This is a genomic window from Chromobacterium sp. (genome assembly GCF_041912965.1).
GTDB lineage: Bacteria > Pseudomonadota > Gammaproteobacteria > Burkholderiales > Chromobacteriaceae > Chromobacterium > Chromobacterium aquaticum.
Map to the genome: position 1 here is coordinate 166,609 of NZ_JAYSGF010000003.1, position 24,469 is coordinate 191,077.

At 65.4% G+C, this 24,469-nt stretch carries 19 protein-coding genes; 9 read left to right on the forward strand and 10 right to left on the reverse strand.

Annotation, left to right across the window (positions count from 1 at the left end):
• Positions 1 to 133: 133 nt before the first annotated feature.
• Complete coding sequence (uvrA, locus tag ACE3QM_RS02805; RefSeq protein ID WP_231460924.1) at positions 134 to 2,965, reverse strand: excinuclease ABC subunit UvrA; 2,832 nt, start codon at positions 2,963 to 2,965, stop codon at positions 134 to 136.
• A gap of 178 nt (positions 2,966 to 3,143) precedes the next feature.
• On the opposite strand from uvrA, the gene ACE3QM_RS02810 reads away from it, so the two are divergent.
• Both ACE3QM_RS02810 and ACE3QM_RS02815 read left to right on the forward strand, forming a co-directional pair.
• Positions 3,144 to 4,505, forward strand: a complete 1,362-nt coding sequence (locus tag ACE3QM_RS02810) for an MFS transporter (RefSeq protein ID WP_048409717.1) — start codon at positions 3,144 to 3,146, stop codon at positions 4,503 to 4,505.
• A 72-nt stretch (positions 4,506 to 4,577) separates the two neighbouring features.
• Positions 4,578 to 5,051 (forward strand): single-stranded DNA-binding protein, encoded by a 474-nt coding sequence (locus ACE3QM_RS02815; protein ID WP_107800189.1) that lies wholly within the window; start codon positions 4,578 to 4,580, stop codon positions 5,049 to 5,051.
• 181 nt (positions 5,052 to 5,232) lie between these two features.
• Here the strand turns inward: ACE3QM_RS02815 and ACE3QM_RS02820 are convergent, their stop codons facing one another.
• The 3 genes from ACE3QM_RS02820 to ACE3QM_RS02830 form a co-directional block, all read right to left on the reverse strand.
• Positions 5,233 to 5,886 (reverse strand): response regulator, encoded by a 654-nt coding sequence (locus tag ACE3QM_RS02820; protein ID WP_231460923.1) that lies wholly within the window; start codon positions 5,884 to 5,886, stop codon positions 5,233 to 5,235.
• 53 nt (positions 5,887 to 5,939) lie between these two features.
• Positions 5,940 to 9,050: an ATP-binding protein gene (locus ACE3QM_RS02825; RefSeq protein ID WP_374420081.1), complete on the reverse strand. Its 3,111-nt coding sequence runs from the start codon at positions 9,048 to 9,050 to the stop codon at positions 5,940 to 5,942.
• A gap of 61 nt (positions 9,051 to 9,111) precedes the next feature.
• Positions 9,112 to 11,523, reverse strand: coding sequence for a response regulator (locus tag ACE3QM_RS02830; RefSeq protein ID WP_374420083.1), 2,412 nt, complete (start codon positions 11,521 to 11,523; stop codon positions 9,112 to 9,114).
• Between ACE3QM_RS02830 and ACE3QM_RS02835 the strand changes: the two genes are divergently transcribed.
• Complete coding sequence (locus ACE3QM_RS02835) at positions 11,524 to 11,781, forward strand: hypothetical protein (protein ID WP_231464937.1); 258 nt, start codon at positions 11,524 to 11,526, stop codon at positions 11,779 to 11,781.
• Positions 11,782 to 12,056: 275 nt separating this feature from the next.
• On the opposite strand, the gene ACE3QM_RS02840 is transcribed toward ACE3QM_RS02835, so the two are convergent.
• Entirely contained in the window at positions 12,057 to 12,419 is a 363-nt protein-coding gene (locus ACE3QM_RS02840) for a translation initiation factor Sui1 (RefSeq protein ID WP_231464940.1), read from the reverse strand.
• Between the two features lie 158 nt (positions 12,420 to 12,577).
• Here ACE3QM_RS02840 and ACE3QM_RS02845 point away from each other — a divergent pair, with 158 nt between their 5' ends.
• The 3 genes from ACE3QM_RS02845 (at position 12,578) to ACE3QM_RS02855 (ending at position 13,999) form a co-directional block, all read left to right on the forward strand.
• A complete protein-coding gene (locus ACE3QM_RS02845; protein ID WP_231464942.1) occupies positions 12,578 to 12,901 on the forward strand; it encodes a thioredoxin family protein in 324 nt (107 codons plus the stop codon).
• A gap of 44 nt (positions 12,902 to 12,945) precedes the next feature.
• Positions 12,946 to 13,356, forward strand: coding sequence for a VOC family protein (locus ACE3QM_RS02850; RefSeq protein ID WP_231464944.1), 411 nt, complete (start codon positions 12,946 to 12,948; stop codon positions 13,354 to 13,356).
• A 91-nt stretch (positions 13,357 to 13,447) separates the two neighbouring features.
• On the forward strand, positions 13,448 to 13,999 hold the full coding sequence (locus ACE3QM_RS02855; RefSeq protein ID WP_374420088.1) for a cysteine hydrolase family protein: 552 nt from the start codon (positions 13,448 to 13,450) through the stop codon (positions 13,997 to 13,999).
• Positions 14,000 to 14,183: 184 nt separating this feature from the next.
• On the opposite strand, the gene ACE3QM_RS02860 is transcribed toward ACE3QM_RS02855, so the two are convergent.
• The gene (locus ACE3QM_RS02860) at positions 14,184 to 15,101 is read right to left on the reverse strand and encodes a bestrophin family protein (RefSeq protein WP_048411407.1); all 918 of its coding nucleotides are present in this window, start codon (positions 15,099 to 15,101) and stop codon (positions 14,184 to 14,186) included.
• An 83-nt stretch (positions 15,102 to 15,184) separates the two neighbouring features.
• Positions 15,185 to 16,084 carry a LysR family transcriptional regulator gene (locus ACE3QM_RS02865; RefSeq protein ID WP_374420091.1) on the reverse strand — a complete coding sequence of 300 codons (900 nt, stop codon included), beginning with the start codon at positions 16,082 to 16,084 and terminating at the stop codon, positions 15,185 to 15,187.
• A 129-nt stretch (positions 16,085 to 16,213) separates the two neighbouring features.
• Between ACE3QM_RS02865 and ACE3QM_RS02870 the strand changes: the two genes are divergently transcribed.
• The 3 genes from ACE3QM_RS02870 (at position 16,214) to ACE3QM_RS02880 (ending at position 22,062) form a co-directional block, all read left to right on the forward strand.
• On the forward strand, positions 16,214 to 16,972 hold the full coding sequence (locus ACE3QM_RS02870; RefSeq protein ID WP_231464948.1) for an SDR family NAD(P)-dependent oxidoreductase: 759 nt from the start codon (positions 16,214 to 16,216) through the stop codon (positions 16,970 to 16,972).
• A 369-nt stretch (positions 16,973 to 17,341) separates the two neighbouring features.
• The gene (locus ACE3QM_RS02875) at positions 17,342 to 21,190 is read left to right on the forward strand and encodes an EAL domain-containing protein (protein WP_374420092.1); all 3,849 of its coding nucleotides are present in this window, start codon (positions 17,342 to 17,344) and stop codon (positions 21,188 to 21,190) included.
• 437 nt (positions 21,191 to 21,627) lie between these two features.
• Complete coding sequence (locus ACE3QM_RS02880; protein ID WP_048407896.1) at positions 21,628 to 22,062, forward strand: hypothetical protein; 435 nt, start codon at positions 21,628 to 21,630, stop codon at positions 22,060 to 22,062.
• Positions 22,063 to 22,212: 150 nt separating this feature from the next.
• Here ACE3QM_RS02880 and ACE3QM_RS02885 read toward each other — a convergent pair whose 3' ends face one another.
• The 3 genes from ACE3QM_RS02885 to ACE3QM_RS02895 form a co-directional block, all read right to left on the reverse strand.
• Positions 22,213 to 22,626, reverse strand: coding sequence for a hypothetical protein (locus tag ACE3QM_RS02885; protein ID WP_048407895.1), 414 nt, complete (start codon positions 22,624 to 22,626; stop codon positions 22,213 to 22,215).
• A gap of 149 nt (positions 22,627 to 22,775) precedes the next feature.
• Positions 22,776 to 23,840, reverse strand: a complete 1,065-nt coding sequence (locus ACE3QM_RS02890) for a beta-N-acetylglucosaminidase domain-containing protein (RefSeq protein ID WP_374420095.1) — start codon at positions 23,838 to 23,840, stop codon at positions 22,776 to 22,778.
• Positions 23,841 to 24,017: 177 nt separating this feature from the next.
• Positions 24,018 to 24,401 (reverse strand): response regulator, encoded by a 384-nt coding sequence (locus tag ACE3QM_RS02895; protein WP_374420097.1) that lies wholly within the window; start codon positions 24,399 to 24,401, stop codon positions 24,018 to 24,020.
• Between the last annotated feature and the right edge of the window lie 68 nt (positions 24,402 to 24,469).

Consider the following 24,469-nt stretch of genomic DNA (forward strand, 5'->3'; position numbering starts at 1 on the left):
CCTCTATTGTTTTTGATGCGACGGCGCGGGGCGGCGGGCCGTCCTGCCGGGCGGCGCCCCCTCTACCCCTTGCCGCCACCGGTCATTCTTTATAACAGCAAGCAGCCTATCCGCGCATTGTACTTGATTGCCATCACGGGCGCTCGCGCTGCAACAAAGGCTGCAGATAGCGCCCGGTATGGCTGACCGGATTGGCCGCCACTTGTTCCGGCGTGCCGGTGGCGATGATCTGGCCACCGCCGGCGCCGCCTTCAGGCCCCAGGTCGATCAGCCAGTCCGCGGTCTTGACCACGTCCAGATTATGCTCGATCACCACCACGGTATTGCCGCTTTCGCGCAACCGATGCAGCACTTGCAGCAGCAGGTCGATGTCATGGAAATGCAGGCCGGTGGTGGGCTCGTCCAGAATGTACAGAGTGCGGCCGGTGTCGCGCTTGGACAGTTCCAGCCCCAGCTTGACGCGCTGGGCCTCGCCGCCGGACAGGGTGGTGGCGCTCTGCCCCAGGCGGATATAGCCCAGGCCCACGTCCATCAGGGTGCGCAGCTTGCGCGCCACGGTGGGCACCACGCTGAAGAATTCCAGCGCCTGTTCCACGGTCATTTCCAGCACTTCGTGGATGCTCTTGCCCTTGTATTGCACTTCCAGCGTTTCGCGGTTGTAGCGCTTGCCGTGGCACACGTCGCAGGGCACGTAGACATCGGGCAGGAAGTGCATTTCCACCTTGATCATGCCGTCGCCCTGGCAGGCTTCGCAACGGCCGCCCTTGACGTTGAAGGAGAAGCGGCCCGGGCCGTAGCCGCGCTCGCGCGACAGCGGCACGCCGGCGAACAGCTCGCGGATGGGCGTGAACAGGCCGGTATAGGTGGCCGGGTTGGAACGCGGGGTGCGGCCGATCGGGCTTTGATCGACGTTGATCACCTTGTCCAGCTGCTTCAGACCCTGGATGTCCTGGTAGGCCGCCGGTTCTTCGCTGGCGCCGTTGAGCTCGCGCGCGGTGATCTTGTACAGGGTATCGTTGATCAGCGTGGATTTGCCGGAGCCGGACACGCCGGTGATGCATACCAGCATGCCCAGCGGCAGCTCCAGCGTGACGTTCTTGAGGTTGTTGCCGCTGGCGCCTATCAGGCGCAGCATGCGCTCCGGGTCCACTTCGCGGCGCTCGCCGCCCAGCGCGATGCGACGGCGGCCGGACAGGAAGTCGCCGGTGATGGAGCCGGCGCAGGCGGCCACTTCGTCCGGGGTGCCGGCCACCAGCACTTCGCCGCCATGCTCACCGGCGCCCGGGCCCATGTCCACCAGGTAATCCGCGGCGCGGATGGCGTCTTCGTCGTGCTCGACCACGATCACGCTATTGCCCAGGTCCCGCAGCCGCATCAGCGTGGCCAGCAGGCGGTCGTTGTCGCGCTGGTGCAGGCCGATGGACGGCTCGTCCAGCACATACATCACGCCGGTCAGGCCGGAGCCGATCTGGCTGGCCAGGCGGATGCGCTGCGCCTCGCCGCCGGACAGGGTGTCGGCGGAGCGGGACAGGTTGAGGTAGTCCAGGCCCACATTATTGAGGAAGGACACCCGCTCGCTGATTTCCTTGACGATTTTTTCCGCCACCGCCTGTTTCTGGCCGCTGAAGGCCAGTTGGGCGAAGAAGAGCGCGGTCTCCTTCAACGGCATCTGGTTGATCTCGTACAGGGTTTTCTCGCCAACGAAGACGTGGCGCGCCTCCAGGCGCAGCCGCGAGCCCTGGCAGTGCGGGCAGGGCTGGTTGTTCTGGTACTTGGCCAGTTCCTCGCGCACCGCGGAGGAGTCGGTTTCGCGATAGCGGCGCTCCAGATTGGGGATGATGCCCTCGAACGGATGCGCGCGGCTGAACTTGGTGCCCTTCTCCGACATATAGCTGAATTCGATGCTGTCGCGACCGGAGCCGTGCAGCACCACATTGCGCACTTTTTCCGGTAGGTCCTCGAAGGCGAGCTCGGCCACGGAGAAGCCGTAATGCTCGCCCAGCGCCATCAGCATCTGGAAGTAGAACTGGTTGCGCTTGTCCCAGCCCTTGATCGCGCCGGCGGCCAGGCTCAGTTCCGGATGCGCCACCACGCGGCGCGGGTCGAAGAAGGTGATTTCGCCCAGGCCGTCGCACTTGGGGCAGGCGCCCATCGGGTTGTTGAAGGAGAACAGCCGAGGCTCCAGCTCCGGCAGGCTGTAGGAGCACACCGGGCAGGCGAACTTGGCGGAAAACCAGTGTTCCTTGGCGCTGTCCATTTCCACGGCGATGGCGCGGCCCTCGGCGTGGCGCAGCGCGGTTTCAAAGCTTTCCGCCAGCCGCTGCTTCATGTCCGCGCGCACTTTCAGGCGGTCTATCACCACCTCGATGGTGTGCTTCTTGTTCTTGTCCAGCTTGGGCACGGCGTCGATTTCAAATACTTCGCCGTCCACGCGCACCCGCACAAAGCCCTGGGCGCGCAGGTCTTCGAACAGATCCAGGTTCTCGCCCTTGCGACCGACGATGACCGGCGCCAGGATCATCACCCGGCTCTCTTCCGGCAGCGCCAGCACGTGATCCACCATCTGGCTGACGGTTTGCGAGGACAGCGGCACGCCGTGCTCCGGGCAATGCGGCTCGCCCACGCGCGCGTACAGCAGGCGCAGATAGTCGTGGATTTCGGTGACGGTGCCCACGGTGGAGCGCGGGTTGTGGCTGGTGGCTTTCTGCTCAATGGAGATCGCCGGCGACAGGCCTTCTATCAGGTCCACGTCCGGCTTTTCCATCAGTTGCAGAAACTGGCGCGCATAGGCGGACAGGCTTTCCACATAGCGGCGCTGCCCTTCCGCGTACAGGGTGTCGAAGGCCAGCGAGGATTTGCCAGAGCCCGACAGGCCGGTAATCACGATCAGCTGGTGGCGGGGCAAGTCCAGGTTGATGTTCTTCAGATTGTGCGTGCGTGCGCCGCGAATGCGAATGCTGTCCATATTGGAGCCGTTACTCACCGTCGGTCAGGGAACCTGTTAATATACCTGACTTGGCAAGTCTGACTCCACCAGTCTTTACACGCGGCGTCATCCGGAACGACGCCGAGTCGTTACTAGAACCATTGGGCGCGGCCATCGCGGCCGCCGCCCGTCAGCAACGCAAACGACGCACACAAGAATGAACGCAACAGAACTCCGGGCCAGCCTTGGCCTTTCCGGCATCTACGCCCTGCGCATGCTGGGCATGTTCCTGATCCTGCCGGTATTCGCCCTCTACGCCCAGACCCTGGACGGCGCGCAAAACCATACCCTGATCGGCATCGCGCTGGGCAGTTACGGCCTGACCCAGGCCTTGTTGCAGCTGCCGCTGGGCATGCTGTCCGACAAGATAGGCCGCAAGAAGGTGATTTACGGCGGCTTGCTGCTATTCGCGCTGGGCAGCTTCGTCGCCGCCGGCGCGCACGACATCGCCACCCTGACCGTGGGCCGGGTGATCCAGGGCGCCGGCGCCATTTCCGCCGCCATCACCGCGCTGCTGGCGGACCTGACCCGCGAGGAGAACCGCACCAAGGCGATGGCGATGATAGGCATGTCCATCGGCACCACTTTCGCCGCCAGCCTGGTGCTGGGGCCGCTGCTGGCCAAGTACATCGGCGTCAACGGCATTTTCGCGCTCACCGGCGCGCTGTCGCTGGCGGCGTTGATAGGCGTGTGGCTGATCATCCCGGACCCGGTCAGTTCCCGTTTCCACTCCGACACCGAGGCCAATGCCAAGCGGCTGCCGGCGGTGCTGAAAGACCCGCAGCTGCTGCAGCTCAATTACGGCATCTTCGCCTTGCACGCGGCCCAGATGGCGATGTTCGTCACCATCCCCTTCGCGCTGATCAAGACCGCCCACCTGGACAAGACCCAGCACTGGCAGGTGTATCTGCCGGTGACGGTGATAGGCTTCCTGCTGATGGTGCCGGCCATCATCTACGGCGAGAAAAAGGCGCGGCTCAAGCAGGTGTTCGTCGGCGCCATCGCGCTGATGGCCGCCGCCCAGCTGGGCATGGCGATGGCGCTGGACAGCTTCTGGCAGATCGTCAGCTGGCTGGGCCTGTATTTCATCGCCTTCAATATTCTGGAAGCCACGCTGCCGTCCTTGATTTCCAAGATCGCGCCGGCGGATGCCAAGGGAACCGCGATTGGCGTGTATAATACCGCCCAATCCCTTGGCCTGTTCCTGGGCGCGGCCCTAGGCGGTTGGTTGTACACCCGCTTTGGCCCGACCGGCGTGTTCGGCTTCACCAGCCTGCTGATGCTAAGCTGGCTGCTGTGGTCGCTGGCCATGCGTCCGCCGATGCCGGTGCGCTCGGTGATGTTCCACATCGGCGAGGATTGGCGCGGCGATGCCGGCGACTTATCCCGGCAATTGGCCGCCGTGGCCGGCGTGCATGAAGCCGTGGTGGTGCTGGCAGACCGCGTCGCCTACCTCAAGGTATCCCAACAGCAATGGGACGAAGCGGCGGTGCAAGGCCTGATCGGGGCCACTTTCTGAGCAACGGCTCCAAGAAACGCCGCCACGTCGCGGCAACAGGCCAGATATTTAGATTTTTATTCGGAGACATCGATGAACAGCATCACCTTTGACGGCCGTCTGGCCGCCGACGCCGAACTGCGCTACACCCCCAGCGGTGAGCCGGTACTGTCGTTCCGCGTAGCCAGCGACATCGGCTTTGGCGAGCGCAAGAGCACCAACTGGTTTAGCTGCCAGGTATGGGGCAAGCGCGGTGAATCGCTGAAGAACTACCTGGCCAAGGGCCAGCAGGTGACCGTTTACGGTCAACTGACCCTGCGCGAATGGCAGGACAAGGAAGGCAATAAGCGCCTGTCCCCGGACGTGCGCGTCAACGAACTCAGCCTGCAAGGCGGCCGCAATGAAATGGGCGGTTCCGGCGGCGGCATGAGCGGCGGCGGCATGGACGACGGCTACGGCTACAACGCGCCGGCCCCGCGCCAGGAAGCCCCGCCCGCGCCGCGCCGCCAGGAACAGCGCCCGGCGCCGAAGCAGCTGGACGATATGGACGACGATATTCCGTTCTGAGAACCTGTTTACGATCCGAGCGCCGGCTTTCGGCACTCACACAGGCCTGCGGCGCGCCGCAGGCCTTTTTCATGGCCGCGGACAACGCCTAGGGCCGCCCGCGCAGCGTAGCTGAGCCAAGGCGCGCCGACGCAGGCAGTACAGTAGCGCAACGCAGGATCAGTGGCTTTGTTAGCGGGTCTTATTGGAACAAGCCAAGCTCCACGCACAGGGCCACCAGTTCCTGGTCGGTCCTGGCGCCCAGTTTGCCCATGCCGGCCACTTTTTGCGCGCTGATGGTCTTGACGCTGCGGTTGAGCATCTTGGCGATCTCTCCCATCGACATGCCGGCGACGAAGTGACGCAGCACCTCGAACTCGCGCGCCGACAACCTCTCCACCTTGCTGCTGATCTTGTCCGCCGCGTCCGGCGTCGCGCGCAGCCCCGGCCGGTAAATCCGCCCGCCCGCCACGCATTCCAGCGCCTTGCGCAGTTCGGTCAAAGGCTGGGTTTTCTGCACCACGCCGGCCACGCCCAGGTCGTACAGGCTGGCAATGATCAATGGATTGGACACCATGGTGTAGATCAGCAGCTTGACGCTGGCGAAGCGCCGCAGCAGATAGCCTATGAGTTTGATGCCATCGCCGTGGGTTTCGTCGCCGGGCATATTGTAGTCGGTCACCACGATGGGCGGCAGCACCGAACTCTGCTGCATCCGGGTCAGCATCTCGATCAGTTCGGTGGCGCTGTGCGCGGTGCCGGCCACCTCGAACTGGCTGGTGCTCTCCACCATGCCACGTATGCCCATCAGCACGATGGGATGATCATCGGTAATCAATACGGATAGCTTGTTCATACTTTTCCCTGCCCATGGTTTGCAATTCTTTGGCGCTCGGCGCCGGCGCATGCCTAGTCTCCGGCGGCACGGCGCATGATGGCGGCGATGCGCTCGCCCGCCGCCTCTATCCTGGCCCGCTCCGCCTCCAAATCCAGCGTCTCCGCCAGGTCCGTTTCCAAGGCCTGAAGGTCGCGCACCAGGCGCGTGGCGCTCACCACCGCCAACGCGCCGCTCATGCGATGCAGCAGCGCGGCGACATCGCGCACCTTACCCGCCGCCAATGCCTGGCGCAAAGCCACGAGGTCGCTGCCCATGATTTGCAGAAACAGCGCGCGCATCTCGGCGGGCACCGCGGCCTCGTCCTGCGGCGGCACGGCAGCGGCCGCCAGCAGGCGACCCAGGATGGCGCGCAGTTCATCCAGTCGCACCGGCTTGGCCAGCCAGGCGTCGATATCGCCGGACGTCACGCCGCAATCAGGCCTGGCGGCCAGCACGACGATGGGCGCTCGCGCGCCCCGCTCGCGCAAGGCGCGCGCCAACTGATGCGCGTCCTCCGCCGGCCGGTCCGCGTCGCGGATCAATAGATCACAGCCCGATAGCAGCCGGTGCTGGAGCAGCTGCTGAGCGTTGTCCACCATGCAGACCTCGCAGCCCAGCTGTTCCAGCTGCTGCCGCAGCAGTTGGCGGTTCAAGGGCTTGTTCGCCGCCGCCAGCACTTTTAATCCTCGCGGAAAAACCGGCGGCGGCGCTTCTTCTCCCCGGCCGGGCAACCCTTGCCGCGCCAGACTCACCGCCAGCAGCATCGCCTGCACGTCGTGGATGTCCACCAGCCAGCCGTCAAGCCGCGCCTGCGCCGGCGACGGCCCGCCAGGCACCGCCAATACACGGACGCCGCCTGACGGTGGCCTTTGATCCACCGGGTCCAGGTCCAGCACCACGACGCCGGTGCCCGCCGGCGGCGCGGCGGCGTCGAACCAGCGCGCGCCGGCGCCCTGCCGCCGCAGCCGTTCCATCAAGTTCTCGCCCAGTTCCCGCTGCCGCGAGCGCAACAGCACCTCGGCCCGTTCCAGCGCCGGGTGCGGCGTCGGCTCCGTCGCCGCGGTCACATCCATCGACAGCTTCAAGCTGAAGCTGCTGCCCAGGCCGGGTTCGCTGACCACGCGCAATGTCGCGCCCAGCAGCCGGCTGAGCTGCATGCAGCTTGGCAGGCCGAGACCGGCTGTGTCAGCAGAAAACGGAGCAAACAGCAAGCGCTGACGCCGCTGGTCCATACCGACGCCGGTATCCGCCACCTGCCACTCCAGTTCCACCTCCCCCTGCCCGCGCCTCACAGCGTTCACTCGCAAAATCACCCAACCCGACTCGGTGAACTGAATACCGTTATCCAGTAGCTGATCCAGTATTTTGCGAATGCTCCGCGCATCGCCGCGCACTCGCTCCGGCGCCTGGACGGCAACGCAAACATACAAGCGCAAACCCTTGCGTCTGGCCTGCTCCGCCGCGGCCCGCACCGCCGCCTCTGCCAGTTGCAAGGGCGAGAATTCCACCTCTTCACGCTGCGCCAGGCCAGCCTCCATGCCGTAGAGGTCCAATGCCAGCCCTATCACCTGCCGCAATCGCGCGGAGGCTTGCTGCAAGGTATCGAGACTGGCGCGCTGACGCGGGTTCAGCGGCGATTGCTGCAGCAACTCCAACGCGCCCAGCACCCCATGCAAGGGCGCGCGGATCTGGGCGCGCATCAGGCCAAGAAAGCCGGAGCGCGCCCGGCTCGCGCGCCGCGCCTGCCTGCGGGCGGCTTGACGCGCCATCACGCGGAACCGCTCCGCCGAAACATCGCTGCAGACACACAATATGACGGCGACGCCGCGGTAACGCGCCGGCGCCAGCCTGGCCTGCAAATAGCGGCCTCCCAACCTCAGGCAGACGGAGAGCCCGCCGGCCTCGTCCGCGGCCGCCGCCTCGTCCCAAAATGCCGCCAGCTGCGGATAGTCGCGCTCGCGCTCGAACCACGCCGCCGCCAGCGCGTTCTCCAGCAAGGGCCTCAGCTGCGCGTCCAAGGCCAGCAGCGCCAGCGGCGCGCGCTGTGTCAGCGTGCGATAGAACGCCTCCCCCTCGGCCAGCGCCAAGGCCGGCGCCAACACCCGCTGGCGATGCCAGCGCGCCGCCCACACCCCGGCCAGGGCCAGCAGCAGCGCGCCGAAAGGCAGAGCCAGCGCCCATAGATCCGTCGCCGGCAAACGCCGGTAATCCACACGGTAAAGCGCGGACCAGCCCTGCCCCTTCCCAGGCGGAAAGTAAAACAGCAGCCCTTGGCGGCTGAAATTCAGGCCCGCGCGCAAACCGGCCGGCGCAACGGCGCCCAGCAGCGCGCGGCCATCCGGCGCGATCAGGCTGACAGTATCGAAGCCACGCAGCTCCGGCGCCTCCGCCGCGCAGTCGCGCTCCGGATCCAGCAGGGACACCGCCAGTACCGGCTCCAGTTCGCGAAAGCGCGCGTCGACAAAAGCCGGGACCAAGGCGACGATGAGGGAGTCCCCCAGTTCCGGCGCGTCGCGGCCCGCGGCCCAGCGCAGCTTGCCGTCGCCCGCCAGCGCGGCCTGCCTTGCCAGCCGGCGCAGGCCAGCCGCCTTGGTCCGGAAATCAGCTGGCGTCAGCGCCGTTGCCCCCTCCAGCCGGCCGGCCGCCGGCACCGCCAGCGCCGCTTCCTCATTCAGCGCCAGCAAGAAGGTCTGCGGCGCGGCGCTCTTGGCCAAGGCCCAATAAGCGCTGAAATAATCCGCGCCCATCGCGCCCAAAGCCGCCAGCGCGTCCCGCCGCGCCGGTGGGTAGCCCTGCGGATAGCCGATGCTGAAAGCCATCGCATACGGCGAGCCGCGGCCCTCCTGCACCAGGTAGTCGTCAAAACGCGCGCCCTCTCCCGACAACGCCGACCAATTCACGCCGGGGATCGCCGGATTACGCCGCGCGCCACGGCTGAGGAAGATCTCTTGCTCGCGGATCACCCCGCTTATGCAATCGAAATGCCGCTGCGCATTGTTCTGTTTTTCGTCCAGCCATAGCTCAGCCATCCAATAGCTGGCCGCCAGCGCGCTCCAGATCAGGAGTAGACCCAGGATCAGACCCGCGTTCAGCTGCCAGGACAAGCGGGTCAGCGTGTCGATGGAACGCATCTGTTTTGCCATCGCTTCATTTCTTCTCGCAGACGCGTCCGCCCATACCGGCCGTCATGACAACAGGCCGCCCTCAATTGGCAGGCTGCGATAGATCACCGCGCGTCGTGCTGCGCTCCAATGCACCCAGGCATTGAAACAGGCCGGCCAAGTCCACCGGTTTGACGATCACCGCCGCCATGCCAGCCGCGCGCGCCTGATTATGGTCTTGCGGCAGATTGCTGGCCGTGGTGCCCACCACCGGAAACCCCGGCTCCCGCTCATGGATGGCCCGTGTCAGCCGCAGCCCGTCCATCCGCGGCATATTGATATCGGTCAGCACCACGTCGAAGTCGCGCGCGTTCCATTGCTGCAAGGCATCCATGCCATCCGCCGCCAGCCGCACCCGGCAGCCCAGCATTTCCAGCTGCTGTCTCAGGGTCTGCCGATTGACCTCATTGTCTTCCACCGCCAGCACCCGCAGCTCCAGCCGGCCCGGCATCGCGGCGTCCCAGGCTGGCGGAGCGCGCGCCGCCAGCCCGTCCAACTCGGCGACGATGGCATGGAGAATGGCCGCCGGCTCGTACAGCGAAACCCAGACGGCGGCGGCGCGCGCCGCTTCGCCGCCGCGCCACACCCGCGCGCCCGGCCAGTTGGCGCGCCGCCTCGGGCCGCCGTCCAGGCACACTTCCACGCAGCAGCCATCGCGCGGCAACTCCTCCGCCGAGCACACGGCGGCCTGGGCGCCCAGCGCATTCAGCCAATCGCTCAGGCTGTCCGCCAGTTCCCGCACCGGCGCGCAAACATGGATCAAACGCCGCGCCAGCAGCGGCGCGACGGCACCCGCTTCCGGGCTCAGCGGCAGGCGCAGGGTAAAACTGCTGCCAAGGCCGGGTTCGCTGACCACATCGATATCCCCTCCCATCAGCACCGCCAGTTGCAGGCAGATCGGCAGGCCCAGTCCCGCGCCGCCAGCCTTGCCGCGCCCTTCGCCCGCCTGGAAAAACGGTTGAAACAGGCTGGCCTGATCCGCCGCGGCAATGCCGACGCCGGTATCGGCCACCTGTATCGCCGCCCAGCCGGCGTCATTCTCTCCGTTGAAGACGCTGCAACGCACCACGATGCGACCGCTGTCGGTGAACTTCACCGCATTGCTGAGCAGATTGTTCAGAATCTGGCGCACTTTGTGCGGATCGCCCCGCACCGGCAGGCAAAACCGAGGATCCACGCAGGCATAGATCCACAAACCCTTGCTCAGCGCCGAGGCGGCATAGCCGTGCACCGTCTCGTGCACCAGGTCGAACAGGCTGAAAGGCTCCGCCTCCAGCCGCAGTTGACCGGCTTCTATCCGGGAAACGTCCAGCACATCGTTGATCAGACCCAGCAGCGTGGCGGAAGAATTCTGAATGGCCTGCACATAGCCTTGCTGCTGCGGATCAAGAGCGCTGTGCTTAAGCAATTCCAGGTTGCCGAACACGCCATACAAGGGGGTGCGGATTTCATGGCTCATGATGGCCAGGAAGGCGGTCTTGGCCTCATTGGCGGCATCGGCCAGCTGCTTGGCACGCTCCAGTTCCTGCTCCGCCTGCTTGCGCAGGCTGATATCGCTGAGCGCGCACAGCAGCACTTCCTCGCCTCGGTAGCGGCTGGGCACCAGGCTGGCGAACAAATGACGGCCGTCCACGGTGAGCAGTTCTTCGCCAACACCGCCTGCCGGCAGCGGCCGCGCGCGCGGGTAGACCCGCTCCACCCACTCCGCCGATTTCCAGTTCGGCTTGGCAGCGGGTAACCAGTCGCGGGCGAGTTGGTTTTCCAGCACCATCTGGCCATCGCGCCGCCGCAGCGCGCACAGGGCAACCGGCGCGGCATCGAACACCGAACGCAGGAAGGCTTCGCTATCAGCCTGCTGCCGCAGCCTACGCTGGGCCGGCAACACGAAACGACGCAGCAGACACAAGCCACACAAGGCCAGCAGCAAGAACGTGCAGCCCAGCAGCAACAGGCTGTTCAGCGCCGCGCCGCGCATTTCGCCCAGCAGCGCCGCCGCCGGATAGCGATAGCTCAGCGTCCATCCCGACTCCAGCGCGAACAGCGCCTGCACGCCGCCGCCGGGCAAGATAGCACCCAGCCAGCCTTGCCAGCCGGGTGCCTGATCGCGCGCCGCCGGGGCGGAAATCTCCATCCCGGTTGCGGCGTCGCTCAGCGTGAATTCGTAGCCGCTGGCGGCCTGGCTAGCCAGCAACTCCGCCGGCTGAAACTCCAACGCCAGCCAAGCCTGTTCGCCCTTGTCCAATTCGACGGTCCGCAACACCGGCAGTGCCATATACATGCGGCGCAGCGGGTCTCTCCGGTCGGACAGCCACGCCGGCTCGCACGCCTCCATGCATTCGGTGCGCTCCCGCAGTTGGCGCTGCACCCGCTCCGGCACCGGCGTCTCAGCCGGAAATCCACTTTCCAGCCGACGGACCGTCAATTGCTCGCGGCCCAGCATGAAGAGCAGATTCACATGCAGGCGCCTTGCCTGGCGCAGATCCGCTGGCGACAAAGCCAGGAAGAAGCCGGGCTTGAGCTCACGGTAAACCGGTTCCCCACCCTGCATGGTGGCGTCGCGACGCGGCGGGCCGATCAATACCGGCCCGGCCACATGTTTCAGGAATTCTTCACGAAGATTAAGAACCGCCTTAGCGGTATAGGCCGTTTCGCTGATGGCAATGCGGTGCTCCGCGACCAGGCGATTGAACTGGACATACAAATGAATAATTGAAATGAATATTGCGCACAGCAGCAGCGCCCCAGCCAATAGCCATGCCATGCTGGAAACCGCCGGCTGTAGAATTGACCATGGCCGAAGCACCAAACGTTTGATATCCATTTGAATATCGTATTGGAGCTGTTATGAGCGCGAATATAAGAAATTTCCTAAAACACCGGCATTGCCAAAAAGATAATTGCCGGCAAAAAATGCCAAACAATTAAAAAGGCAAGACTGTAGGAAATGACGGCCGCGAACCGGCCGGCTTGCAAGGCGTGGACGCCGGCCTAGCCGCCGGCGCGCTTCACCACCCAGCCGCGCTGCGCGAGGATGGCGATGACTTGATCGCAATGATCGCCCTGGATTTCAATTACACCGTCCTTGACCGTGCCACCGCTGCCGCAGGCGTTTTTCAATTGCTTGCCCAATTGCGCCAACTCCAGCGCGCCCAACGGCGCGCCCTTGACCACGGTCACCGCCTTGCCGTTGCGGCCCTTGGTTTCCCTTTGCACCCGCACCACGCCGTCGCCGACCGGTATGGCCGCGACCGACGCGCATTGGCACTGGCTTGACGGTTGCCGGCATTGCGGGCACATGCGGCCAAATTCGGTGGAATACACCAGGCCGCCGGAAGCGTTGCGCGATTTCATGATGTAAAAACCTGGCCATGGCTGATGTGGGCCTGCATCGTCGCGGTTTTACCCGCTTTTGGCAAGCCCGGCCGCCGGCGTCCGGTCAAATAAGACGCTGGCGAAACCGCGATCGCTTTGGCATATTGAAAGTCCACCCTTGCCCCGGTTTCCCTGCCATGCCCGAGCTTTACCGCGACCCCGCGCCGGAACGCGCCGAACTGGACGCCCAGCCCGGCGTTACCCTGCTGGAATTCGGCGCGCCCTGGTGCGGACACTGCCAGGCGGCTCAGGAGTTGATCCAGCAGGCGCTGGCCGATGCCGGCGCGGTCCGTCACCTGCAGATCGAGGACGGGCCGGGCCGCCGGCTGGGACGCAGCTACCGCGTCAAGCTCTGGCCCACGCTGATTTTTCTGAAACATGGCCAGGAAGCCGCCCGCCTGACGCGGCCGGCATCGGTGGACGCGATCCGCGACGCGCTGCGGCTATGCCTGCCGGCGTGAAGCCGGCGCGCGCCTTCTCTCCTTGCCCCACCCAGGAGCTTCCGATGAAAACGCTGATACCCTATATCAACTTCCACGGCCAATGCGAACAAGCGCTGGCCTTCTACTGTCAGTGCTTCAATGGCGAAGTCGTCGCCATGATGCGCTTTGGCGACGCCGACTTTCCCAGCCCGGAAGAAGCGAAGGACAAGATATTGCACGCCGAATTCAAGGCTGGCGGCGTTCATTTCATGGCCTCAGACGGCATGCCGGGCCGCATCCCGCAACACGGAGAGAACATCACTCTCAATATCGCGCTGGACGATGAAGCGGAACAGACCGCGATCTTCCAGGCCCTGGCCCAAGGCGGCCAGATCACCGAGCCCTTGAAGGAAGCCTTCTGGGGCGCGCGCTTCGGCATGCTGGTGGACCGCTTCGGCATCCGCTGGATGAGCAACTGCATGAAACCGCAATAAGCCGCCGCGGGGGGCGGGGCCAGCCCCCCCCCCCGCGGAACACTACCCCCAAAACCCCCGCACCCCACCCCCTCAGAAACACAGTGTCGGATTGGATTACATTCACGACATCATGGTGGCCGGCGGCAAGGTGGCGCGCTGCGCCGAACACGCCAGCCAGCGCGGCGTCATCGCCGCCGCCAACCAGGCCATCGCCGAGGCGCGCCGCCGCGGCTGGCTGGTGGCGCAAGTGAAAGTGGGCTTCGCGCCGTCCTATGTCGACCAGCCGAAGCACTCGCCGCTGTTCGGCCGCGCTCACGAATTCGGCGCGCTGGACCTGTCCGGCCCCGGCACCGCCTTCCACCCGGAGCTGGACGTAAGACCGGAAGACGCCATCGTGATCAAGCCGCGCGTCAGCGCCTTCTACGCCACCTCGCTGGAAGCGGTGCTGCGCGCCCATCGCATCGAGCGCCTGATCCTGGCCGGCGTCAGCAGCACCTGGGCGGTGCAGGCCGCCGCGCGCGACGCTCACGACCGCGACTACCAAGTGCTGGTGCTGGAAGACGGCTGCGCCGCCGCCAGCGAGGAAGAACACCAGGTTTCAATGCGCCAGCTGGCGACGATAGCCCGCGTCATCCGTCTAGACGAGCTGGCCGCGCTGTAAGAACCTGTTCACAGTCTCGCGAGCAAGAGCGAGACAAGGCGAAAACCGCTGAGAAAGCGGAATGTACAAGTGGTACATGAGCATTTCGAAGCCGGTTTCAACGCCCATTTCTATCCATCCCGCCGAAGCGCAGCAGACTTTGAACAGGTTCTAAGAGCCTGTTTACGATCTGCTGCTCAATGGCTCAATACAGATAAATCCCCTGCGGCGCCGGCGTCGGCGCGTCCACCGTCTCGCCCTGCATTTCACGCAGCGAGGCCTCGATGCCGTGGCAAAGCGCGGACAGCGGCAAATCGTTGCCCTCCTTGCCAAACGGCTCCTCCAACTCCTCGCCTATCACCTCCAGCGCCAGATAGGTGTAGGCGATGAACACCGCGATCGCCGGCGTCAACCAGCCTATGCTGGTGACCAGGCCGGCCGGCAGCAGCAGGCTGTAAACGGTGACGGTGCGGTTGAGCAGCACCCGGTAAGTGAAGGGAATCGGCGTGGAGGCGATGCGCTCGCAGCCGCCCAGCACTTCCGACAGCGAATTCAGGTTGCGGTCCAGCGCATGCCATTGCATGTCGTTCAGCGCGCCGTCGCGGCGCATGCGCGCGGTCAGCTGCCCCAGCCAGGCCAGGATCAGCGCCGGCTTGAAGCGCGCAGCCAGCGCCTTGGACAGTATTTCCTCCGGCAGCAGCCGGCGCAGATGGGCGTCGGCGTCATCGCCGCGCAGCTGCGCCTTCAGCGCGTAGGCGAAGGCGCAACAGCCATCTATCAGCCGCTGCGCGTCGGCGTTGTCCGGCGCCAGCGACAACGCCTGCCGCGCCAGTGAACGATTGACGATCAACAGGCTGCCCCACAGCTTGCGCGCCTCCCAGAAGCGCTCATAACTGACCGAGTTGCGAAAACCCAGGAAGATGGCCAGCGACACCCCCATCAGCGTGAAGGCGGGAATGCTGAGCGCGGAATCCGCGTGCTCGCTCAGCCACCAGCCGCGCACCGCGGCGGTGACGATGGAAATGAGGAAAACCAACAGCAGGCGCGGCATGATGCGCGGCAGCACCGAGCCGTGCCAGACGAACAACAGGCGCAGCCAAGAAGTAGTGGGTCTAACAATCATGGTGGGGATATGACGAAGCAAGACGGTTGCACAGCCCTCATGATAGGGCAGCTTGGCCCCGGACCGCCATGTTTGCGCCCAATTCACGCCAGATGCGGCGCCAGCACCTCGGCCAGCCAATCCATGAATGCTTGCGCCCGGCGCGGCAAATTGCGGCGATGCGCGTACAACAGCGTCACCGGCATCGGCGCGGCGCGATGCTGCGGCAGCACCTCCACTAGCTCGCCGCTATCCAGCAGATGGCGCACGCCGGACTCCGGCGCCTGGATCAGGCCCAAGCCGGCCAGGCAGGCGGCCTGGTAGGCATCGGCATTGTTGACGATGACGCTGCCGGCCATGCTCAGCCAGCGGCTGCCGCTGCCGTCATGACACTCCCAGCCGGCCGGACGCGCGCCCAGGGTGGACACATAATGCACCAGCCGGTGCCGCGCCAGATCGTCCAGGCTGGCGGGCGCGCCGTAGCGCGCCAGATAGGCCGGGCTGGCGCAATTGAGCTGGCGGAAGCGCCCCAGCGGCCGCGCCACCAGGCTGGAATCGTTGAGCCCCCCTACCCGCAGCACGCAATCAAAGCCCTCGCGCACGATATCCACCTTGCGGTCGGTGCTGCTCAGTTCCAGTTCCAGCCGCGGGTGACGCTGCAGAAATTCGTCCAGCCGCGGCAAGACCTGATAGCGCGCCACGCCGCTGGGCATGTCCACCCTCAGCCGCCCGCCCAACGCCTCCTCGCCGCGCTGGAACATGCTTTGCAGCTCGTCCATGTCCGCCAGCACATCCTTGCAGCGCTCGTAGAAAGCTTGGCCGTCCTGGGTCATTTGCACCTTGCGCGTGGTCCGGTGCAGCAGGCGCGCGCCCAGCCAGGCCTCGGTCTGTTTGACCGCCACCGAGATGCTGGCCTTGGGCAGGCCCAGGCTGTCCGCCGCCTGGGTGAAGCTGGACAGCTCGGCCACCCGCACAAAAATCTGCATCGCTTCCAGCTTATTCATGTCCGCCGCTCAATTGTTATATTGATACGAACACTATAATTAAATAAACGATATTTGTTTATCAAAAACCATACAATAAACTGAGCTCATCGGGTCCAAGCCTGCACCCGCCCCACACAGGAGATTCCCATGAGCAAGAAGATCGCAGTCATCACCGGCGGCAGCCGCGGCCTGGGCAAAAGCGCGGCCCTGCACCTGGCGCGCCAGGGCGTGGACGTGGTCATCACCTACCAGAGCCGCGCCGCCGACGCCGAGGCGGTGGTCGCCGAGATCCAGGCGCTGGGCGGCCAAGCCGCCGCGCTGGCGCTGGACGTCAGTCAGAGCGCCGGCTTCGCCGCCTTTGCCGCTCAATTGCGCCAGACGCTGGCCGAACAATGGCAGCGCGCCGACTTCGACTTCCTGGTCAATAACGCCGGCATCGGCATCCACGCCGCCTTCGCCGACACCAGCGAGGCACAGTTCGACCAACTGATGAACATCCAGCTCAAAGGCCCGTTCTTCCTGACCCAGGCGCTGCTGCCGCTGATCGCCGACGGCGGCCGCATTCTCAATGTCTCCACCGGCCTGACCCGCTTCGCCCTGCCCGGCTACGCCGCCTACGCGGCGATGAAGGGCGGCGTCGAAGTGCTGACCCGCTACCTGGCCAAGGAACTGGGGCCGCGCGGCATCGCGGTCAACGTCATCGCCCCCGGCGCGATTGAAACCGATTTCGGCGGCGGCCTGGTGCGCGACAACGAACAGGTCAACGCCCACATCGCCGCGCAGACCGCGCTGGGCCGCGTCGGCCGGCCCGACGACATCGGCGGCGCCATCGCCACCCTGCTCAGCGACGGCGCCGCCTGGGTCAACGGCCAGCGGGTGGAAGCCTCCGGCGGCATGTTCCTCTAAGAACCTGTTTACGATCTGCTGCGCGTCGTGAAGCGTGACACGGTGAGTACCGCTTCGAAATGCTCATGTACCACGCGTACATTCCGCTTTCTCAACTGTTTTCGCCTTGTCTCGCCTTAGCTCGCGAGAGCGTAAACACCCTCTAAATCCCGCCCCGCCAGGCGGAATCCACGCTACATACAGCGGCACTAAGTGGAAGCACTTAGCCGAGCCGGCATCCCCTTGCAAGCCTTGCCAGACAAGGCTTGCAAGGCATGTCCGCCGCCGGCCCCTCTCTGCCGCCGCGTATCGCCCCTGTCTATGCCTTGCCGCGCCGGAGCGCAGCAACTAATTTCTGAGTATCCCCCGCCTCCGGAGAGTAGCCGCCACATGCGCGCAGGTCTCACCCGCACTCTGTCCGCCGTCAGCGGACTGGGCCTGCGCGCCCAGTTGCTGCTGTTCGCGCTGGCCTGCCTGCTGCCGGCGGTGGTGCTGATCGGCATCGGCGCCTACGAATCGGCCCGCGACATGCGTGACGCCGCCCAGGAACAGACCCGCGTGCTGGCCGACCAGGTGGATCAGACGCTGGCCAGCAAGATAGCGGAACTGGAACGACTGCTGGCGCAGCTGAGCCAGCGCTCGCCGGTGCGCCGCTTCGACTTCGACGAATGCGCCATCGCGTTCCGCGACATCGCGCTGAGCTTCCCCTCCGTCACCAATCTGACGCTCAGCACCGCCACCGGACTGCAAGTCTGCAGCCATGCGTCCAATCCCGCGGCCAGGGAACCGCCGACCAAGGCCGGCTGGTTCCAGCGCGCGCTGGCCGCGCCCGGCTTGATGCTGAGCGAACCCTTGCAGGAGCCAGCCACCCATCGCTGGGTAGTGATGCCCAGCTTTCCGATTCGCGACGAGCAAGGCCGGCCCATCGGCCTGCTGACGCTGCAACTGGACTTGCTGGCGCTGCAGGCCCAGGTGCTGCCCCCGGCGCTGGATCGCAAGCTGACCATCGCGGTATTGAGTTCGCAGGCGGCCTTCCTGCTGCGCTATCCCGACCCCACGCTCTGGCACGGCAAAAGCGCGGTCCACGTTGCCCAAACCATGGCGCGCATCCGCGCCAATGCCTCCGGCTTTGAATTGGGCGTCAGCCGCGACGGCGTATCGCGGCTGTACTCCTATCGCAAATTTTCCCAGGCCGACTGGCTGATCGTGGCCGCGCTGCCGGAGCATGACGTCTTCGCGCCCTACTACAGCCGCCTGCGCTGGGGCGCGGCCAGCGGCCTCCTCACCCTGCTGCTGTGCAGCCTGTTGGCACAGGGCTTCAGCCGCGCGCTGACCCGGCCGGCGCGCCGTTTGGCCGAAACCGCGCAAGCGGTGGCCGACGGCGACGCGCAGGCGCGCGCGCCGGAACTGGGGCCGCAGGAATTACGCGCGGTGTCGCGCCAGTTCAACCAGATGCTGGACCAGTTGCAAGCCCATGTCGCCGCGGTCCGCCTCAGCGAAATGCAGCGCGCCGGCATCATCGACACCGCGATGGACGCCATCGTCACCATAGACGCCGACCTGAACATCATCCAATTCAACCCGGCGGCGGAACAGGCTTTCGGCTATAGCGCCGAGCAAGTACTGGGCCAGCCGGTCAATCTGCTGGTGCCGGATGCGCTGCGCGCCGGCCACGCGCAATTGATCCAGGGCTTCGGCAACAGCGGCCAGGTCAGCCGCAGCCTGGCGCCGGCCGGCGGCGTGCGCGGCCGCCGCGCCGATGGCAGCGAATTCAGCGCCGAGGCCTCGGTGTCGCAGCTGGAAGTGGCCGGCCGCAAGTATTACACCGCCATCATGCGCGATATCAGCGAGCGCCTGAAAACCGAACAGGCGCTGCAACGCCATACTCAGCAACTGGAATCGCTGCGCGACATGGGACTGACCCTGCTTTCCGCCGCCAGCCCGCAACAGACCGCGCAGGAAGCGCTGCGCATGCTGGCGCAGCTGGTGCCGTTCTGGGGCGCATCGGCGACGATGTTCGACTGGCGGCGCGAGGAAACCGTGTTCCTGGCGCTGGAATGCGAGGCCAAGGACGAAATCCCGCCCGACAGCCGCTTCCCCTTCTCCAGCTACGGCCTCAACGATCTGGAACTGCTCAAGCGCGGCCAGCCCAGCAGCATCCATGACATCACCACGCTGACGCAGCCGCCGGCGCTGGTCAAATGGCTGCGCAGCCACGGCGTGCGCGCCTATCTGCGGCTGCCGCTGATGGCGGAAGGCCAATTGCTGGGCTCGCTGAACCTGGCGTTCCTGACCGTGGCCAACAATGGCTTCGAACACCAGGAAATCGCGCGCGCCTTCGCCCAGCAGCTGGCCATCACCCTGCAGCATTCGCTGCTGCGCCAACGCATAGAAAGGCTGAACCGCGTCTACGCCATCCTCAGCGGCATCAATATGCTGATCGTGCGCTGCCATGAACGCCAGGAGCTGTTCCGCGAGGCCTGCCGCATCGCCGTGGACAGCGGCGCGTTCAAACTGGCCTGGATCAGCCTGCTGGAACAAGACGACGAACAGCATCGCCTCGCCGCGCTGCACGGCCAGACCGAGCCGGCGCCGGACCCCGACGGGCTGCTGCAAGTGTCGGCCACCGCCATCGCCAGCGGCGGCAACATCGTCTGCAATCAATTGGGCGCGCCGCTGCCCAACCTGACGTGTGAACAATTGCTGGCGCAAGGCATCCGTTCGCTGGCCTGCCTGCCGCTGCCGCTGCCGGGCCAGCGCGCCGCCTCGCTGGCCCTGTGCTCCAGCGAAAGCAATGCCTTCGACCACGAAGAGATGCAATTGCTGGCCGAGCTGGCCGGCGACATCAGCTATGCGCTGGACCACATCGAAAAAGAAGAACGCCTGCATTTCCTGTCCTACTACGACGAACTGACCGGCCTGGCCAACCGCAGCCTGTTCCACGAGCGCCTGGCGCAGCAGATCAGCGCCAACCATCACGAGCAGCGACGCCTGGCGGTGGTCTTCCTCGACATCGAGCACTTCAAGTCCATCAACGATGTCTACGGCCGCTGGGCCGGCGACCAAGTGCTGCGCCTGCTGGCGGCGCGGCTGGAATCCTTCACCGAGGAGGCCCGGCTGCTGGCCTGCGTCAAGATAGACCGCTTCGCGCTGATCTTCCCCGAGGTCAAGAGCGAGGAAGACATCGCGCGCCAGGTGATGCAATTGCAGGAACGCTGCGTGATCCAGCCCATCGCCATCCTGGACAAACAATTGCGCGTATCGGCCAAATTCGGCATCGCCACCTACCCGGAAGACGGCGCCGACGCGGAAAGCCTGCTGGAAAACGCCGAAGCTGCGCTCAAGCTGGCGCAGAACACCAATGAGCGCTACCTGTTCTATCGCCAGGAAATGAGCGAGCGCACCGCGGTGACGCTGGAGCTGGAAAACCGGCTGCGCCTGGCGCTGGAACGTCAGGAATTCGTGCTCTACTACCAGCCCAAGGTGGACGCGGTATCGCGGCAGATCGTCGGCGTGGAAGCGCTGCTGCGCTGGCAAAGCCCGGAACGCGGCCTGGTGTCGCCGGCGCAATTCATCCCGCTGCTGGAGGAAACCGGCCTGATCCTGGAAGTGGGCGCCTGGGCATTGGGGCAGGCGGCGCGCGACCATCGGCGCTGGCTGGAAGCCGGCTACCCGGCGCCGCGCATCGCGGTCAACGTGTCGCCGCTGCAATTGCGGCAAGTGGACTTCGCCGATCAGCTGCGGCGCGCGCTGAACGAAGGCGCCGCCACGCCGGGCATAGACATCGAAATCACCGAAACCGTGGTGCTGGACAATCTGGACACCTGCAGCGAAACGCTGCGCCGCATCCGCGATATGCAAGTGGGCATCGCCATCGACGATTTCGGCACCGGTTATTCCTCGCTGTCCTATCTGGCCAAGCTGCCCACCCAGGAATTGAAAATCGACCAGTCCTTCGTCCGCGCGATGCTGGACGATCAGGACGCAATGACGCTGACCGGGGCCATCATCGCGCTGGCTCATTCGCTGCAACTCAAGGTGGTGGCGGAAGGCGTGGAAACCGACGAGCAGGCCACGGCGCTGACCTATATGTTCTGCGATACCCTGCAAGGCTATCTGTTCTGCAAGCCGCTGCCGGCGGCGGAACTGGAACGCCGTTTCTGGCAGGACCGCCCCGATCCGCGCGCGCCGCTGCTCAATACCGTCCAGGCGCCCACCACCACGCCGGCCACGGGCTAAGAACCTGTTTACGATCTCGCGAGCTAAGGCGAGACAAGGCGAAAATGGCTGAGAAAGCGGAATGTACAAGCGGTACATGAGCATTTCGAAGGCGTACTCACCGTGTGATGTCTCACAACGCGCAGCAGAGCGTAAACAGGCTCTTACGGCTAAAGCCGCCGCGTTACCTTGACCCCATCCCCGCTCTCGGCAACAATCCCCACGTTGCCGCCCACATGCGGCACACGGGATTGGCGTCTCGTTAAACGATAAAAAAGCGGCTGTGATCCTACAGCCGCGCACCATAGCAGTGCCCTGACGGGCAGGCTCGTGGTGGGAGAGTGCTATGCGCTCGCCGGTTTTATCGTTTCCGGTACGCCAATCCTGCCACGCGCCTGCCTCATACCTCAGCCTCACCCGGCAGGTGGTTTATCTTGTGTCACAGCAGGAGAAACACCATGTCTTACACCCTACCCTCACGCCGCCGTTACAAACTGGCCGCCCGCGAACAACAGGAAGCCCTGCTCCCCTTCGTCCGCTATCTGCCTTCCCGCGACTACCCTCATTACTGGCAAATGCCCGCCGCCTCGGAAAACCACGCGCTTGCCCGCGCTTATGGCCGCGAATGCGCCGCCCATCTGCTGCAATGGTTGAAGGACAATCCGGAATACGTCGGCTCCGGCCTGCTCAGCCGCATCGCCCGCGACATCGACTTCAGCGACCTCAGCCAGCGCGGCCACTGGATGGGCTTCTTCAACTACCTGGAGCATATGCTGTGGCTGGGCGCGCGCCGGGTCCGGGTTTATCGTCATCTCGACTGCCAGCACCAGTTGCACGATGCGCAGACCCTGCGCACATGGCTGGAGGCGCGCCGCGCGCAACGGCGGCACTGAAGACGCAAAAAAGGGAGGCATCGCCTCCCTTCGTCCCCGTTTGGGCCGCGCTGTGCGCGTCCTCTTTGGTTCAGCCGGACCGTGATCCGGCTGACTGTTTCCTGCTTATCCGTTATCCAGTTTAACCGTTTCCGGCTTAACTGTTCCGGTTTATTTGGCTGCGGAAGCCGCGGCCTTCTTGTGAGACTTCTTCACGGCGTGCTTCTTGTGCTGCGCCGGCTTCTTCGCGGCCTTGGCCGGAGCGGAGGCTTCGGCCTTGGCGGCCTGGGCTTTTTGCGCCGGAGCGGACGCGGCTTGCTTGTGGGTTTTCTTCACCGCGTGCTTCTTGTGCGGAGCCGCTTTCTTGGCGGCCTTGGCCGGGGCGGAAGCTTCGGACTTGGCGGCCTGGGCTTTCTGCGCGGCGCCGGAAGCGTGCTTCTTCATTGCCTTGTGCGGAGCTTTCTTGGCGGCCGGCGCGGTCTTGGCGGCCGGCGCGGAAGCGGGCTTGGCGGCTTCGGCGGCGAAACCGGCGGCGGAGCTCAGGGCGAAAACGGCGGACAGGGCGATCAGGCTCAGTTTTTTCATGATGACATTCTCCAGTCGGGTCAGGGGGGCGTCCGTCTGCTCTGTGCTGCCGTGACGCCAGGTTTGGTGTTTCCTTGCTGCGTATCCTAGGCGCGCCGGACGGCCCCGTCTGTGGGTCAGTTGTAAAGGCATGTAACGCTGCGTAGCCATTACTGAGTTTGCACCTCAAGCTCGCTGATCCGATACTCGCCATCCAGCCAGGCCACCACTTCGCGCGCGCAGGGGTGTTCCAGCGCCGCATAGCGGCCGCGCAGCTCGGCCGCGCGCTCGCCCAAGCGGTCCAGGCCGATGTCCTGCAAGGCCAGCAGATCGTGCCACAGCATGTCGGCCAGCGCCTCGCCGGCCACCGCCTGCGCGGCGCGGCGCATCGAGGCGCCGTATTGATAACGCGGTCCCAAGCGGTAGCTGTCCGCCAGCGTCAGCGCCGGAATCAGGCTGAGTTCCGCTTGCAGCGCCGGGTTCACCCCATGCGCGGCCAGCAGTTCGGCATTGGCCACCGGCCGCCCGGTGAAGCCGCGCAGATGCAGGTATTGCGACATGCGCGCGCCGTCGTTCACCGGGTAGTTGTCCCACAGCACCGGCTTGCGGCCCAGCCATTTGCCCACTTGCAGCAGGTGGCCGGGGGAGATTTCACGGGAGCAGACTTCCTCGCCGGTCCAGAAGATGTCGATGTCCGGCGCCAGCCACTGGCCCAGTTGCTGCAGATAGCCGGCCGGACGCTGGCCGAACACCCGGTCCAGCACCGGATCGCTGGAGTAATAGCTGGGACAGACCAGCAGCCGTTCCACTTCGCAGCGCTGGCTGACCCAGGCGACGATCTCGGCCTGGCGTTCGGCCAGGTCGGGCAGGTCGCCGCGCATATCGTCGAACAGGATGGCCAGTTGGCGCATGCCCAGCCGCTGCAGCTGGGCCAGCTTGCGCGTCAGCGCGCGCTTGGCCTCGTCATCGAAATTCAGATAAGCCTGGTAGGGGCTGAGCCCGATGCCGAAGCTGACGCTGTGGCGCTGGCAATGGGCGGCGAACTCGCTGAGTTGCGCCTCCCATTCCGGCGGGTAGTCCTGCTGCCACTGGCGGCGCAGGTAAGCGTCCGCCTTGGGCGCGTAGAGGTAGAAGCGATAGCCGTGCGCCGACAGCATGGCGGCGACGCGCGCCCGCTGCGCCCAGCTCCAGGGTTTGCCGTAAAAACCTTCGATGATGCCCAGAGGAATGTTCATGGAAAAACCTTCAGCGTCTTGGACGCGCCGGCGCCGGCCCGCCGCGCCCGGTTGACGGCCAAGCGCGGTCGTCAACCATCGAGAAATGATGACTTTAGCCTGATGATTGACTCAAAATTGCGCGCCAAGTTGCATTTCCACCGGCAATCTGACCGGCTTATGCCATTGCTGGCAATGCTAGCGCCGCGTCGGATCCGCCTCGTCCGGCGTCGCGGCGCGATCGGTCAGCACGATGCGCACGCAATGCGGGTGCTGGGCGCGGACCCGGTCCAGGAAGGCCAGGCCATCCATCTGCGCGGAGCGGATGTCGGCGATCACCGCGCCGGCATCCTGGCGCACCAGCCAGGCCAGCGCCTCGCTTTCGCTGCTGGCGGCCAGCACCTGGCAGCCGTCGCGTTCCAGCGTGCCGGCCAACGCGGCCTGGATCGCGCTCGGCTCACCCAGCAACACCAGCTTGGACGCGGCGGCCGCTTCGTCGCCGCAGTCCAGCCGCCGGCCGTCGCCCAGCGATTTGGCGAAGGGCGGCGCCGGCTGCGGCCCGGAGAAATAGAAGCCCAGCAATTAGTAGCAGCCGCGCCCCCCCAAAAAACCCCCCAAAACCCCGAAGCCCCCCCCCCGGCCCCCCACCA